At 61.6% G+C, this 14,544-nt stretch carries 11 protein-coding genes; 5 read left to right on the top strand and 6 right to left on the bottom strand.

All coding sequences use genetic code 11. The features are described 5' to 3' along the window. The first annotated feature begins 1 nt into the window (after nt 1). Nucleotides 2-1,930, top strand: coding sequence for a transglycosylase SLT domain-containing protein (locus AYR47_RS15005; RefSeq protein WP_061435735.1), 1,929 nt, complete (start codon nt 2-4; stop codon nt 1,928-1,930). A gap of 84 nt (nt 1,931-2,014) precedes the next feature. Here the strand turns inward: AYR47_RS15005 and AYR47_RS15000 are convergent, their stop codons facing one another. Continuing rightward, nucleotides 2,015-3,799: an ABC transporter transmembrane domain-containing protein gene (locus AYR47_RS15000; protein WP_162240133.1), complete on the bottom strand. Its 1,785-nt coding sequence runs from the start codon at nt 3,797-3,799 to the stop codon at nt 2,015-2,017. Nucleotides 3,800-4,046: 247 nt separating this feature from the next. Between AYR47_RS15000 and AYR47_RS32695 the strand changes: the two genes are divergently transcribed. After that, the gene (locus tag AYR47_RS32695; protein ID WP_033902586.1) at nt 4,047-4,220 is read left to right on the top strand and encodes a PA1571 family protein; all 174 of its coding nucleotides are present in this window, start codon (nt 4,047-4,049) and stop codon (nt 4,218-4,220) included. A 53-nt stretch (nt 4,221-4,273) separates the two neighbouring features. Here the strand turns inward: AYR47_RS32695 and pdxB are convergent, their stop codons facing one another. Then, complete coding sequence (gene pdxB / locus AYR47_RS14995; RefSeq protein WP_061435734.1) at nt 4,274-5,416, bottom strand: 4-phosphoerythronate dehydrogenase PdxB; 1,143 nt, start codon at nt 5,414-5,416, stop codon at nt 4,274-4,276. A 140-nt stretch (nt 5,417-5,556) separates the two neighbouring features. Here pdxB and AYR47_RS14990 point away from each other — a divergent pair, with 140 nt between their 5' ends. Continuing rightward, nucleotides 5,557-6,951, top strand: a complete 1,395-nt coding sequence (locus AYR47_RS14990) for an MATE family efflux transporter (RefSeq protein ID WP_033902588.1) — start codon at nt 5,557-5,559, stop codon at nt 6,949-6,951. Here the strand turns inward: AYR47_RS14990 and tusA are convergent. Next, entirely contained in the window at nt 6,948-7,199 is a 252-nt protein-coding gene (gene tusA, locus AYR47_RS14985) for a sulfurtransferase TusA (RefSeq protein ID WP_038846538.1), read from the bottom strand. The genes AYR47_RS14990 and tusA overlap by 4 nt on opposite strands. A gap of 27 nt (nt 7,200-7,226) precedes the next feature. Next, complete coding sequence (rlmM, locus tag AYR47_RS14980; RefSeq protein ID WP_061435732.1) at nt 7,227-8,303, bottom strand: 23S rRNA (cytidine(2498)-2'-O)-methyltransferase RlmM; 1,077 nt, start codon at nt 8,301-8,303, stop codon at nt 7,227-7,229. 196 nt (nt 8,304-8,499) lie between these two features. On the opposite strand from rlmM, the gene acnA reads away from it, so the two are divergent. After that, the gene (gene acnA / locus AYR47_RS14975; RefSeq protein WP_061435730.1) at nt 8,500-11,241 is read left to right on the top strand and encodes an aconitate hydratase AcnA; all 2,742 of its coding nucleotides are present in this window, start codon (nt 8,500-8,502) and stop codon (nt 11,239-11,241) included. Nucleotides 11,242-11,285: 44 nt separating this feature from the next. Here acnA and AYR47_RS14970 read toward each other — a convergent pair whose 3' ends face one another. Both AYR47_RS14970 and cysK read right to left on the bottom strand, forming a co-directional pair. Continuing rightward, the gene (locus AYR47_RS14970) at nt 11,286-12,224 is read right to left on the bottom strand and encodes an aspartyl/asparaginyl beta-hydroxylase domain-containing protein (RefSeq protein WP_033902591.1); all 939 of its coding nucleotides are present in this window, start codon (nt 12,222-12,224) and stop codon (nt 11,286-11,288) included. Nucleotides 12,225-12,333: 109 nt separating this feature from the next. Then, a complete protein-coding gene (gene cysK / locus AYR47_RS14965; RefSeq protein ID WP_061435728.1) occupies nt 12,334-13,308 on the bottom strand; it encodes a cysteine synthase A in 975 nt (324 codons plus the stop codon). Nucleotides 13,309-13,434: 126 nt separating this feature from the next. Between cysK and AYR47_RS14960 the strand changes: the two genes are divergently transcribed. Further along, nucleotides 13,435-14,511 (top strand): DUF748 domain-containing protein, encoded by a 1,077-nt coding sequence (locus AYR47_RS14960; protein WP_061435726.1) that lies wholly within the window; start codon nt 13,435-13,437, stop codon nt 14,509-14,511. Nucleotides 14,512-14,544 lie beyond the last annotated feature (33 nt).

Genomic DNA, 14,544 nt, shown 5'->3' with positions numbered 1-14,544 from the left:
CATGCGCAGTCGCCTTTTCAACTTTTTATCTTGTCTGCTTCTTTCCGCCACCGCCATTCAATCCGCCCAGGCCGTGGACCTCACCACCCAACGTCAATATTACGATGAAGCCAAACGCGCCTTGGCCAAAGGCGATACCGGCCCGTATATGCAATACAGCCAGGCCCTGGCCGATTACCCGCTGACACCGTACCTGGCCTACGACGAACTGACGGCGCGCCTGAAAACCGCGAGCAACCAGGAAATCGAGCAGTTCCTGGCCAAAAACGGTGACCTGCCCCAGGCCAACTGGATGAAACTGCGCTGGTTGCGCTGGTTGGCCGACCGCGGCGATTGGCAGACTTTTGAAAAGTACTACGACGCCAAGCTCAATTTCGTCGAGCTGGACTGCCTGCATGGCCAGTACCAGCTCACCCACAACCTGAAAGCCGAAGGCTACAAGACCACCGAAAAGCTCTGGATGACCGGCAAGTCTCAACCGGCTGCCTGCGATGCCACCTTCGGCCAATGGGCGGCTGACGGTCAGCTCACCGAACAGAAGATCTGGGACCGCACCAAGCTCGCCGCCGAAGCGCGCAACTACGCACTCGCCAACAGCCTGGTGAAAACCTTGCCCACCCTCGGCGCTCAAGGCCGCCTGATGGTGGACGTGGCGCAAAAGCCCGACATGCTCAGTGACCCGTCACGCTTCCTGCCAGCCACCGAGGCCATGTCTGACGCCGTGGGCCTGGGCTTGCGTCGCCTGGCCCGCCAGGATCCGGACAAGGCCATGGCCCTGCTCGACGGCTACGCCAGCAGCATGCACTTCTCCCGTGACGAAAAAGTGTCGATCGCCCGTGAAATCGGCCTGACGTTGGCCAAGCGCTACGACCCGCGCGCCCTTGAGGTGATGACCAAATACGACCCAGAACTGCGCGACAACACCGTCTCCGAATGGCGCCTGCGTCTGCTGTTGCGCCTGGCGCGCTGGGAAGACGCCTACCAGTTGACCCGCAAACTCCCACAAGACCTGGCGACCACCAACCGCTGGCGCTACTGGCAGGCCCGCAGCCTGGAACTGGCCGAGCCGAAAAACCCGCAAGCGCTGGTGTTGTACAAGAACCTGGCACAAGAGCGTGACTTCTACGGTTTCCTTGCGGCGGATCGCTCCAAAGCCCCGTATCAGTTGAAGAACAAACCGCTGCTGATGAGCCAGGCGCTGGTCAACAAGGTGCGCAACACGCCGGGCGTGCGCCGTGCGCTGGAATTCTATGCCCGTGGCCAAGTAGTGGATGGTCGTCGCGAGTGGTACCACGTGAGCCGTCACTTCAACCGTGACGAGATGGTCGCCCAGGCCAAGTTGGCGTATGACATGAAATGGTATTTCCCGGCGATCCGCACCATCAGCCAGGCGCAGTACTGGGATGACCTGGACATCCGTTTCCCGATGGCCCACCGCGACACCCTGGTGCGTGAAGCCAAGGTGCGCGGCCTGCATTCGAGCTGGGTGTTCGCGATTACCCGCCAGGAAAGTGCCTTCATGGACGACGCCCGCTCCGGCGTCGGTGCCAGCGGCCTGATGCAACTGATGCCCGGCACTGCCAAGGAAACCGCGCGCAAGTTCAGCATCCCCCTGGCCTCCCCGGCCCAGGTACTGGACCCGGACAAGAACATCCAGCTCGGCGCCGCGTACCTGAGCCAGGTGCATAGCCAGTTCAACGGCAACCGCGTGCTCGCCTCCGCCGCCTACAACGCCGGCCCCGGCCGCGTGCGCCAGTGGCTGCGTGGCGCGGACCACCTGAGTTTCGATGTGTGGGTGGAAAGCATCCCGTTCGATGAAACCCGCCAGTATGTGCAGAACGTGCTGTCTTATTCGGTGATCTACGGGCAGAAGCTCAACTCGCCACAGCCGTTGGTGGATTGGCATGAGCGATATTTTGATGATCAGTAACAAGAGCAGCTTCAAGCGTTAAGTTTGAAGCTTCAAGAGAAATGCCCGCATTGAGAAATGCGGGCATTTTTTATGGACTGTACGTTAGTGTGATGCGTGTTCTTCAAGTCCATCACTGAACTGCAACGCCGCCAGTCTTGCATACAACGCATTGCTCGCAATCAACTGCTGATGCGTACCCACAGCCACTAACTTGCCCTGGTCCATCACCGCGATCCTGTCGGCGTTTTTCACCGTGGCCAGTCGATGGGCGATCACCAGGGTGGTGCGCCCTTGCATCAATTGCGGCAGCGCTTGCTGGATCAGGTGTTCACTCTGGGCATCAAGGGCGCTGGTAGCTTCGTCGAGCAGCAGGATCGGCGCGTCCACCAACAACGCGCGGGCGATGGCCAGGCGTTGGCGTTGGCCGCCGGAAAGGCCCATGCCGCCGTCGCCCAAGTGAGTCTGGTAGCCATCGGGCATTTGCAGGATGAAGTCGTGGGCATGGGCGATGCGAGCAGCGGCTTCGACCTGTTCCTGGGTGGCGGTTGGGTTGCCGTAACGGATGTTGTCTTCGACGCTGCCGAAGAACAGCGCTGGGCTCTGGGACACCAGGGCGAAGTGACGGCGCAGGTCCATGGGGTCGAGCTCGGTGAGCGGATGGCCTTCGAGCAGGATGCGGCCTTGCTGGGGGTCGTAGAAGCGCAACAACAGGTCGAAAATCGTCGATTTACCCGCGCCGGAGGGGCCCACCAACGCGAGGGTTTCGCCGGGATTGATGGTCAGGTCAAGGCCGTCGATGGCGTAGCTGTCCGGCCGTGAGGGATAGGAAAAACGCAGGTCTTGCAGCTCCATGCGGCCGCTGACGCGGGCGGGCAATTGGACGGTGCCTGCGCTCGGCGCCTGGATCTCGTTGCTCGACTGCAACAACTCACCAATGCGCTCGGCCGCCCCGGCGGCGCGTTGCAACTCACCGAGCACTTCGCTCAGGGTGCCGACCGCGCTGCCGACGATCAGGCTGTAGAACACGAACGCCGCCAGCTCGCCGCCGGAAATACGCCCGCTGATCACGTCCATGCCGCCGACCCACAGCATCACGCCCACGGCACCGAGCACCAGCATGATCACCAGGGTAATCAGCCAGGCGCGTTGGGTGATGCGCTTGCGCGCGGTGGTGAAGGCGTCTTCCACGGTCACGGCGAAACGCTGTTCGTCCTGCACCTGGTGATTGTAGGCCTGCACGGTCTTGATTTGGCCGAGCGTCTCAGACACATAGCTGCCCACATCGGCGATGCGGTCCTGGCTTTGCCGTGACAGCGTGCGCACCCGGCGGCCGAAGATGAGTATCGGGGCCAGCACCAACGGCAACGCCACCACCACGATGCTGGTGAGCTTGGGGTTGGTGACAAACAGCAGCACGATGCCACCGATGACCATCAACGCATTACGCAGGAACAGCGACAGCGATGAGCCGATTACCGACTGCAGCAAGGTGGTGTCGGTGGTCAGTCGCGACTGGATCTCCGAACTGCGGTTGTTCTCGTAAAAGCCCGGATGCAGATAGATCAAGTGGTTGAACACTTGCCGACGAATATCCGCCACTACGCGCTCGCCGATCCAAGACACCAGGTAGAACCGCGCAAACGTGCCCACCGCCAGACCCAGCACCAGGATCATGAACAGGCCGATGGACTGGTTGAGCAAGTGCGGGGATTGGGTCATGAAACCCTGGTCCACCAGCAGGCGAATGCCCTGCCCCATGGACAAAGTGATGCCGGCCGTGACGATCAGCGCCAACAGGGCGCCGAGCGCCTGCCAGCGGTAGGGGGCGATGAAGCGGCTGGCCAGACGGATCGCGCGGCGTTGACGGACTGAGAACATGGAGGGCATCACCAATGAGGAACCTGTCCTCAACATTGGGGGAACTTGGGTAAATAACAATGAGTCAGGTTAATTATGCCCGCCGATACCTAACCCTAGAGGCTATCGGTCTAACCCCTGGCTGGAAATTTGTATCGGTTTCTGGTCGACTGGGTATTCGAACCGGTGACTTTGAAAGGAGTTGTAACAGCCTGGTCACGCGGGCGGCTTAGAGTGATAAGCAGAATGGGTACACAACCTGATGAGGAGACAGGCCATGACCTTGCAGAACAGCAGCGATGCCAACGTTAACGTGATCCGTCAGCCACAGCAGTTGCCTTGCTCGTATATCAACGCCAAGGGCGAGGAAGTGACGATCACCGAGGAAATGATCCAGCAAGCCTGCCGCGAACTGGACGAAAAACTGGTCAAGCCTGCCCAGCAAGGCTGAAGCGCCGACGCTCTTTCAAACCCGGCCCAGGTGGCCGGGTTTTTTATGGGGGTCTAAACGCTCACCGCGCCCAATGCGCTGATGATGTTCGACAGCGCCGCCGATTCACCGTTGATACGCACCTTCAAGCCATCAATCTCGCGGCGCTCCGGGTAGTTCTTGCGCAGCAGGTCAAACGCCTTACGCTGTTCTTCCACTGTTCCCACCAGACTACGCCGGAAATCCGCATCATCACGGCGCGGGTCGTACACGCTGCGGCACAGGGTCGCCAGCGCCCAGGCAGGGTCGGTGGACGCATTCAACTGCACCTCAGCCAACCACGGCGGCGGCAGCAAGTCACTCAACTGAATGCTCGGTTCCTGCCCCAGGTGCGCGCAAAACGCCTGATAGATCTGCGCCGTGCCGCGTTGCTTGCCGTCCAGGCTGTAACCGGCGATATGCGGCGTGGCCAGCACGCACAGGTCTGCCAGGTCCACGTCCACTTCAGGCTCGCCCTCCCACACGTCCAGCACCGCTTGCAGGTCTTCGCGCGCCAGCAGCACCTCGCGCAGGGCGGCATTGTCCACCACCGGGCCACGGCTGGCGTTGATCAGCCAGGTGCCTGGCTTGAGTTGGTTGAGCCGCTGGCGATCGAACAAATGCCAGGTGGAACCGTTGCCGGACTTGGTCAGCGGTGTGTGCAGGCTGATTACATCGCATTGCTCGATGACCTGCTCCAGGCTGACGTAATCGCCGTCTTCGGCAATCTGCCGTGGCGGATCGCACACCAGCACGTTCCAGCCCAGGCCCTTGAGCACCTTGACCAGCCGCCCGCCGACTTCGCCGGCCCCGACCACGCCATAGGTGCGCTGAGTGAGGTCGGCACCTTCGATTTCCGCCAGAGTCATCAGGCTACCCAGCACATAATCCACCACGCCACGGGCATTGCAGCCGGGGGCGCTGGACCATTGGATGCCGGCCTGCTTGAAGTAATCGAGGTCCAGGTGGTCGGTGCCGATGGTGCAGGTGCCGACGAAGCGCACTTTCGTGCCCTCCAGCAGGGCGCGGTTGACGTTGGTCACCGAGCGCACCAGCAACACGTCGGCCTGCTCGACCGTGGCGCGGTCGATGGAACGGCCGGGCACGCGGCGAATCTCGCCAAATCCCTGGAAGAATGCATCGAGCAGCGGAATATTTTCGTCGGCAACAATCAGCATGGCAGGCTCCTTTCGCGGACCCGCAGTGTACAGGGATCACAGCCCGCGCTTACAAATCCCTAACACAGGTTTTTTCCTGACCAGTGCGTCAAAGCGTAGAATCCGCCGTCCTCGCGCTTCCCTTTATTGGACACCTGTACGTGAACACTGCAACTGCCACCCTCAGCCGCCCCGCCCGCATCAGCCGGGAAGTCGGCGGCCTGCTGACGCTCGCCCTGCCGATCATGGTCGGCCAACTGGCCACCACCGCGATGAGTTTTGTCGATGCGGTGATGGCCGGCCGCGTCAGCCCACAGGACCTGGCGGCGGTGGGCCTGGGCAACTCGATCTGGATCCCGGTCTACCTGCTGATGAGCGGTACGCTGCTGGCCACCACGCCGAAAGTCGCGCAACGCTACGGCGCGGGCCAGTACCGCGAGATCGGGCCGTTGGTGCGTCAATCACTGTGGCTGGCCTTGATGGTCGGCATCATCGGCTCACTGCTGCTGCTCTGCGCCGAACCGATCCTGCATGCAATGAAGGTGGAGCCGGACCTGATCGCGCCCACCATGGGTTACTTGCATGGCATCGCCGCCGGTATGCCGGCCATTGCGTTCTATTACGTGCTGCGCTGCTTCAGTGACGGCCTGGGCCGCACGCTGCCGAGCATGGTCATGGGCCTCTTCGGCCTAGCGCTGAACATTCCACTGAACTACATCTTCATCTATGGTCACCTCGGCCTGCCGGCCATGGGCGGCGTAGGCTGCGGCTGGGCCACGGCCATTTCGATGTGGGCGATGATGCTCGGCCTGGCCGGCTGGACCCGCTGGGGGCCGGCCTACCAGAGCAGCGAGTTGTTCAAGCGCTTCGATTGGCCGCAATGGGCAGTGATCAAGCGCGTGCTGGGCATTGGCTTGCCGATTGGCGTGGCGATCTTTGCCGAGTCGAGCATTTTTGCAGTGATCGCCCTGCTGCTCGGTGGCTTGGGCGCCACCGTGGTGTCCGGTCATCAGATCGCGCTGAACATCAGTTCCATGGTGTTCATGATCCCGTACTCCTTGAGCATGGCCGTCACCGTGCGCGTGGGCCAGGCGCTGGGGCGTGGGGAACCGCGTGACGCCCGCTTTGCCGCCGGTGTCGGCATGGGCACGGCGCTGGCCTACGCCTGCCTGTCCTGCAGCCTGATGCTGCTATTTCGCGAGCAGATTGCGGCGATCTACACCCCGGACCCGGTGGTCATTCACCTGGCGTCGACGTTGATCGTGTTTGCAGCGCTGTTCCAGTTCAGCGACTCGATCCAGGTGACGGCAGCTGGCGCACTGCGTGGCTACCAGGACACCCGAGTGACCATGGTGCTGACGCTGTTCGCATACTGGGGCGTTGGCCTGCCGGTGGGTTACGCCCTGGGCCTGACGAATTGGCTGGGCGAGCCGAGCGGCCCAAGCGGCTTGTGGCAAGGGCTGATCGTGGGCCTGAGCTGTGCGGCGGGGATGTTGCTGGTGCGCCTGGCGCGCAGTGCACGCCGGCGTATCCGCGCCGACAAGGCGCGGGTTTAAGCGGACTTCTTGCGGATCCAGTACAGGTACGTACCGGCCTGCTCCTGCTGATCCACCAGTTCGTGGTCAAGGAACACGCAGAACTTGGGGATATCGCGGCGCGTGGACGGGTCGGTCGCGATCACCTTGAGCAAGCCGCCGGGCGGCAGGTCGCGGATGTGCTGGTGCAGCATCATCACCGGTTCCGGGCAATTCAAGCCTGTTGCATCTAGGGTGCCGTCGACGGCGCTGTCGAAAATATCGCTCATGATCTACTCCTGAAACTGGCCGCCAGTCTACCGGGCCTTGGTTTTCTTCACATCCACCAACCGACGCAAATGGCAGGTCACTTCCTCACGGTCGTGATACAGCTGCTTGCAGCCGATCTCCACGCGGATGCCGCGCGCCTTGAACCCCTCTTCGATGCGTTCCAGCAGGCGCTTCACTTCGGCGTAGCGCTGCTTCATCGGCAGCTTCAGGTTCACCACCGCCTCGCGGCAATGCCCTTCGCCGATCCAGGTTTCCAGCAGCGCGGCGTTACGCGCCGGCTTTTCGACGATGTCGCAGACCATCCAGTCCACCGGCTGCTTGGGCACGAAGGTGAAACCGTCGGCCATCAAGTGCTGCACCAGGCCAGTGTCCATCAGGCTTTCGGCCATCGGGCCGTTGTCGATGGCAGTCACCAGCATGCCGCGGTTGACCAGTTGCCAGGTCCAGCCGCCGGGCGCTGCACCGAGGTCGACGCCGGTCATGTCGCCGTGCAGGCGCTCGTCCCACTGGTCGCGGGGAATGAAGTGGTGCCAGGCCTCCTCCAGCTTGAGGGTCGAACGGCTGGGTGCTTCGCGGGGGAACTTGAGGCGCGGGATACCCATCGGCCACATCGCCGAGTTGTTCGACTCGGCCAGGCCCATAAAGACTTCGCGGCCACTCTTGAAGGTCAGCAGCAGGCGCGGCTTGCTCGGGTCGTCCACCAGCTTGCCGGCGTTCAGCAGGGCTTTGCGCAGGTGCACTTCGAATTTCTTGCAGAAATTGGACAGTTCCTTGCCGTCGTTGGTGTCGACCATCTCCAGCCACAGGCTGCCGCACACCGGGAACTCGCGCAGGTGAGCGAGGATCACGCTGATGCGGTCGGTTTCCGGCAGGTCGATGAACACCCCCCGCGCCCACTGCCGAGGAAAGATCAGCTCGGCAAAGCGCTGGCCGTGCATCAGGCGCTGGGCGCCGTCCTCGATGGTGCAGACAAATTCGGCGCAGGCGCTGCCGGTCTTGGCCTTGGCGTAGCCGGAAACGTTCAGGCGCGCGGCGAGGTCCGCGATCTCGGAACAGACTTCGCCTTCAAAACCGGGACGGCAGTGCATAAAAAGGGTGTTCATCAACTCTCCAAGTGAATCAACTGACGTTGCGCTGTCGCAATGCCTGTCATGAAAACCCGCGCATGATAACGGAGTTCGGAACCTTGGACTTAACGATAGAGTCCAGTTATTAGCCTGCTAATGAAAACAGGGCTAAGTTGATAGCTCTGTTCGTCCCGTCAGGTCCGTAGCCGTGCGGACCATAAGGAGTCGTGTCATGTCATCGCTTGATAGCCTGAGAACCCTTAAGACCCTTGAAATAGACAGCAAAACCTACCACTACTTCAGCCTGCCCGAAGCCGCCAAGAGCCTGGGTGACCTGGACAAGCTGCCGATGTCGCTGAAGGTGCTGCTGGAAAACCTGCTGCGCTGGGAAGACAACAAGACCGTCACCGGCGCCGACCTCAAGGCCATTGCCGCCTGGCTCAAGGAACGCCAGTCCGACCGTGAGATCCAGTACCGCCCCGCTCGAGTGTTGATGCAAGACTTTACCGGCGTACCCGCCGTGGTCGACCTGGCCGCCATGCGCGCCGCCGTGGCCAAGGCCGGGGGCGACCCGCAGCGCATCAACCCGCTATCGCCCGTGGACCTGGTGATTGACCACTCGGTGATGGTCGACAAGTTCGGCAACGCCGACGCCTTCGAGCAGAACGTCGACATCGAAATGCAGCGCAACGGCGAACGCTACGCCTTCCTGCGCTGGGGCCAGAGCGCCTTTGACAACTTCAGCGTAGTACCACCGGGCACCGGCATCTGCCACCAGGTCAACCTCGAATACCTCGGCCGCACCGTGTGGACCAAGGACGAAGACGGCCGCACCTATGCCTTCCCGGACACACTGGTCGGCACCGACTCCCACACCACCATGATCAACGGCCTCGGCGTACTCGGCTGGGGCGTGGGCGGGATCGAAGCGGAAGCGGCGATGCTCGGCCAGCCGGTGTCGATGCTGATCCCGGAAGTGATCGGCTTCAAGCTCACCGGTAAATTGAAAGAAGGCATTACTGCCACTGACTTGGTGCTGACTGTGACCCAGATGCTGCGCAAAAAAGGCGTGGTGGGTAAATTCGTCGAATTCTACGGCGACGGCCTGGCCGACCTGCCGTTGGCCGACCGTGCCACCATCGCCAACATGGCCCCGGAATACGGCGCCACCTGCGGCTTTTTCCCGGTGGATGAGGTAACGCTGGACTACCTGCGCCTCTCCGGCCGTCCTACCGAAACCGTGAAACTGGTCGAGGCTTACACCAAGGCCCAGGGCCTGTGGCGCAACGCCGGCCAGGAGCCGGTGTTTACCGACAGCCTGGCCCTGGACATGGGCAGTGTCGAAGCCAGCCTGGCCGGGCCGAAACGCCCGCAGGACCGCGTGGCACTGCCCAATGTCGGCCAGGCCTTCAGTGATTTTCTCGACCTGCAATTCAAACCCACCAACAAAGAAGAGGGCCGCCTGGAAAGCGAAGGCGGCGGCGGAGTTGCCGTGGGCAATGCCGACCTGGTGGGCGAAACCGACTATGAGTACGACGGCCAGACCTATCGCCTGAAAAACGGCGCGGTGGTGATCGCCGCAATCACCTCCTGCACCAACACCTCCAACCCCAGCGTGATGATGGCGGCCGGGCTGGTGGCGAAAAAGGCCGTGGAAAAGGGCCTGACGCGCAAGCCTTGGGTCAAGACCTCCTTGGCGCCAGGCTCCAAAGTGGTCACCGACTACTACAAGGCGGCAGGCCTCACCCAGTACTTGGACAAGCTCGGCTTTGATCTGGTGGGCTACGGCTGCACCACCTGCATCGGCAACTCCGGCCCGCTGCCCGAGCCGATCGAAAAAGCCATCCAGAAAGCCGACCTTGCGGTGGCGTCGGTGCTGTCGGGCAACCGCAACTTCGAAGGCCGCGTGCACCCGCTGGTGAAAACCAACTGGCTGGCTTCGCCGCCGCTGGTGGTGGCGTATGCCTTGGCGGGCACCGTGCGCATCGATATCAGCAGTGAACCGCTGGGGAATGACCAAGACGGCAAGCCGGTGTACCTCAAGGACATCTGGCCCAGCAGCAAGGAAATCGCGGATGCCGTGGCCCAGGTCAGCACCGGTATGTTCCACAAGGAATACGCCGAGGTGTTCGCCGGTGACGAGCAGTGGCAAGCCATTGAAGTGCCACAGGCCGCCACCTACGTCTGGCAAAAGGATTCGACCTATATCCAGCACCCGCCGTTCTTCGACGACATTGCCGGGCCGCTGCCGGTGATCAAAGACGTCAAAGGCGCCAACGTACTGGCGTTGCTGGGTGACTCGGTGACCACCGACCACATCTCCCCGGCCGGCAATATCAAGACCGACAGCCCCGCCGGTCGCTACCTGCGCGAACAAGGCGTGGAACCGCGCGACTTCAACTCCTACGGCTCGCGCCGGGGCAACCATGAAGTGATGATGCGCGGCACCTTTGCCAATATCCGTATCCGCAATGAAATGCTCGGCGGCGAGGAAGGCGGTAATACGCTGTATATCCCCACCGGCGAGAAGATGGCGATCTATGACGCGTCGATGAAGTATCAGGCCTCGGGCACGCCCTTGGTGGTGGTCGCCGGCCAGGAATACGGCACCGGTTCCAGCCGCGACTGGGCAGCCAAGGGCACCAACCTGCTGGGCGTCAAGGCGGTGATCGCCGAGAGTTTCGAGCGGATCCACCGCTCCAACCTGGTGGGCATGGGCGTGCTGCCGTTGCAGTTCAAGCTGGATCAGAGCCGCAAGACGCTCAAGCTGACCGGGAAGGAGAAGATCGACATTCTCGGGCTGACCGACGTGGAGATCGTGCCGCGGATGAACCTGACGCTGGTGATTACGCGGGAGGATGGGAGTACGGAGAAGGTCGAGGTGTTGTGCCGGATCGACACGCTTAATGAGGTGGAATACTTCAAGGCCGGGGGCATCTTGCACTATGTGCTTCGCCAGCTGATCGCCTCGTAAGCTATAGGAGCCCGGCTTGCCGGGCTCCTATTTAATCGAATCAATCAGCCGAACAACCACTTCCACAACAGCACCAGCACCACCACCGCCAGCACCGGCCGCGCAATGCGGTAAGCCTTCGGATGCTTGCGCTTCCACTGCTTGACCACACCGCTGAACTTGTCACTGAAGGTCTTGCTCCAGGCGTACGCCTGGTTGATCCCGCCCACGCGCTCGTCATCCAGGTTCTGCGGTGCAGTGGCGCGACCCAGTTGCTTGCTGACCCAACGGTTGACGCGGGTCATCACGCGGTTGCTCAGGGGGCGCTCGATGTCGCAGAACAGGATTACACGGGTCTGCTCGGTTTCATTCTTGACCCAGTGCACGTAGGTTTCGTCGAACATCACGTCTTCACCGTCACGCCAGGCGTACACCTGGCCGTCGACAAAGATGCGGCAGTCGTCGGAGTTCGGCGTGGACAAACCCAGGTGATAGCGCAGGGAACCGGCGAACGGGTCGCGGTGCGGGTTGAGGTGGCTGCCGCCCGGCAACAGCGCGAACATCGCGCCTTTGACATTGGGAATGCTGCTCACCAGCGCCACGGTTTTCGGGCACAGCGCCTCGGCCGATGGCAGGGGTTTGTCGTACCACTTGAGGTAGAAACGCTTCCAGCCCTTCTTGAAGAACGAGCCGAAACCGGCGTCGTTGTTCTTTTCGGCGGCGCGGATGTAACCCTCGTCGAACAGGTGCATGGCCTCTTCGCGGATCACTTCCCAGTTGTCCTTGAGCACGTCCAGTTCGGGGAACTTGCTGCGGTCCAGGTACGGCTTGGACGGCACAGCCGAGAACAGGTACATCAAGGCGTTATACGGGGCGAACAGCGCCGAATGGTTGACGAACTGGCGCAACATCGGCAAACGCGCCTTGCCGCGCAGGTGCACATACAACGTGCTGCCGATAAACAACGCCAGCACGGACAGTTTGGCGGCCAAAGAAAAGGTCATGCAGCAACTCCTGGAAATAAGCGCCTGGCCAACAGCAGACGTAGCAGCCGGCCATGATAAACAGTTGGGTCATTATGCAGAAGGCCTAAGGTATGGGCGCTGACATACATCAAGCCTGGTTTTCTTGCTCGGTAAACAAATCGCTGAACAGCATGCTCGACAGGTAGCGCTCACCGGAGTCCGGCAGGATCACCACGATGGTCTTGCCCTGCATCTCCGGTTTCTCGGCCAGGCGCACCGCCACGGCCATCGCGGCGCCGCAGGAGATGCCACACAGAATCCCTTCTTCCTGCATCAGCCGCAGGGCCATGGCCTTGGACTCGTCGTCGGTCACCAGTTCCACGCGGTCAACCATCGACAGGTCGAGGTTCTTCGGCACAAAACCGGCGCCGATGCCCTGGATCTTGTGCGGGCTGGGCTTGATCTCTTCACCGGCCAGCGCCTGGGTGATCACCGGCGACACGATCGGCTCGACAGCCACCGACAGGATCGGCTTGCCCGCAATGTTCTTGATATAGCGCGAAACACCCGTGATGGTGCCGCCGGTGCCCACGCCCGCCACCAGCACGTCCACGGCGCCATCGGTGTCGTTCCAGATTTCCGGACCGGTGGTTTTTTCATGGATCGCCGGGTTGGCCGGGTTTTCGAACTGGGCTGGCATAAAGTAGGTGGCCGGGGCGCTGGCAACGATTTCGCCGGCTTTTTCGATCGCGCCCTTCATGCCCTTGGCTGGCTCGGTCAGTACGAGTTCAGCGCCGAGGGCCTTGAGTACCTTGCGTCGCTCGATGCTCATGGACGCCGGCATGGTCAGCAATAACTTGTAGCCACGGGCGGCGGCGACGAATGCCAGGCCGATGCCGGTGTTGCCGGAGGTGGGTTCGACAATGGTCATGCCCGGCTTGAGTTTGCCGGTGCTTTCAGCGTCCCAGATCATGTTTGCGCCAATGCGGCATTTCACCGAGTAGCCTGGGTTACGCCCTTCGATCTTGGCCAGGATGGTCACACCACGCGGTGCGATCCGGTTGATCTGAACCAGGGGCGTGTTACCGATGGAGTGCGCGTTGTCTGCAAAGATGCGGCTCATGACGGGTCCTATGGGTCGATTCAAGGAAGGCCACAAGGGTATGCCTCGTGCCGCAAAGCGTCCAGTCGGAGGAACGTTGCGCCCTTCGCAACAGTCCATCCCCTATACGGACAGAGGACCCTACCCATGAAACGTCGCTACAGCTGGCCACTATGGACCGTCGCCGGATTGCTGGTGGTACTGGTCGCCCTGAGCATCGCCCTGCCCTACCTGGTGCGTAACTACTTGAATGACAAGCTCGCCAACATGGGCGACTACCGCGGCCACGTCACGGATGTAGACCTGGCCCTGTGGCGCGGCGCGTACAAGATCAACGGCCTGGAGATCATCAAGGTCGACGGCAAGGTGCCCGTACCGTTCGTCAAGGCGCCGCTGATCGACCTCGCGGTGAGCTGGCACTCGTTGTGGTACGACCATGCGGTGGTGGCCAAGGTGCGTTTTATCAACCCCGAGGTGAACTTCGTCGACGGCGGCGCCAACAAGCAGGCGTCCCAGACCGGTAAAGGCACCGACTGGCGCGAGCAATTGAGCAAGCTGGCCCCTATCACCCTCGACGAAGTGCGCATCGAAGACGGCAAGATCGCCTTCCATAACTTCAGCTCCAAACCACCGGTCAACATCAATGCCACCGAGGTCAACGCCAGCTTCTATAACCTGACCAACGTGGTCGATGTCAAAGGCAAGCGCGACGCCCGCTTCGAGGGCAAGGCGCTGCTGCAAGGCCAGGCGCCGCTGGAAGCCACAGCCACCTTTGACCCGCTGAGCAATTTCGAGAACTTCGAATTCCGTTTCCGCGCCAAAGACTTGCAGCTCAAGCGCATGAATGACTTCGCCTCGGCCTACGGCAAATTCGACTTCAAGGCCGGCACCGGCGACGTGGTGATCGAAGCCCAGGCGGAAAAAGGCCAGTTGACCGGCTATATCAAACCGCTGCTGCGCGACGTCGAAGTCTTCGACTGGCAGCAGGACGTGGAAAACAAAGACAAGAACATCTTCCGCTCGATCTGGGAGGCGGTGGTCGGCGCCAGCGAGACCGTGCTGAAAAACCAGGCGAAAAACCAGTTCGCCACCCGGGTGGAACTCAGTGGCAGCGTGCATCAGCAAAATGTCAGCGCGTTCTCCGCGTTTTTGGCGATTTTGCGCAACGGCTTCATCCAGGCGTTCAATGCGCGCTATGAACAACCCAAACCCTCGGCGGACTGAAGGTGACTGGTCATTCAGAGACTGAATAAGCCG

The sequence above is a fragment of the Pseudomonas azotoformans genome (genome assembly GCF_001579805.1).
Lineage (GTDB): Bacteria > Pseudomonadota > Gammaproteobacteria > Pseudomonadales > Pseudomonadaceae > Aquipseudomonas > Aquipseudomonas azotoformans_A.
The sequence above is the reverse complement of the archived record's forward strand: the minus strand, read 5'-3'. Positions and strand labels throughout refer to the sequence as shown.

What these genes read in the sequence shown, in the direction of transcription:
- tusA (WP_038846538.1), bottom strand. Translation starts at nt 7,199, where the DNA reads ATGAGCGATATTTTCGACAGCGCCGTCGACGGCACCCTAGATGCAACA.
- acnA (WP_061435730.1), top strand. Translation starts at nt 8,500, where the DNA reads ATGTCATCGCTTGATAGCCTGAGAACCCTTAAGACCCTTGAAATAGAC.
- pdxB (WP_061435734.1), bottom strand. Translation starts at nt 5,416, where the DNA reads ATGCTGATTGTTGCCGACGAAAATATTCCGCTGCTCGATGCATTCTTC.
- AYR47_RS14970 (WP_033902591.1), bottom strand. Translation starts at nt 12,224, where the DNA reads ATGACCTTTTCTTTGGCCGCCAAACTGTCCGTGCTGGCGTTGTTTATC.
- AYR47_RS15005 (WP_061435735.1), top strand. Translation starts at nt 2, where the DNA reads ATGCGCAGTCGCCTTTTCAACTTTTTATCTTGTCTGCTTCTTTCCGCC.
- AYR47_RS32695 (WP_033902586.1), top strand. Translation starts at nt 4,047, where the DNA reads ATGACCTTGCAGAACAGCAGCGATGCCAACGTTAACGTGATCCGTCAG.
- cysK (WP_061435728.1), bottom strand. Translation starts at nt 13,308, where the DNA reads ATGAGCCGCATCTTTGCAGACAACGCGCACTCCATCGGTAACACGCCC.
- AYR47_RS14960 (WP_061435726.1), top strand. Translation starts at nt 13,435, where the DNA reads ATGAAACGTCGCTACAGCTGGCCACTATGGACCGTCGCCGGATTGCTG.
- AYR47_RS15000 (WP_162240133.1), bottom strand. Translation starts at nt 3,799, where the DNA reads ATGCCCTCCATGTTCTCAGTCCGTCAACGCCGCGCGATCCGTCTGGCC.
- rlmM (WP_061435732.1), bottom strand. Translation starts at nt 8,303, where the DNA reads ATGAACACCCTTTTTATGCACTGCCGTCCCGGTTTTGAAGGCGAAGTC.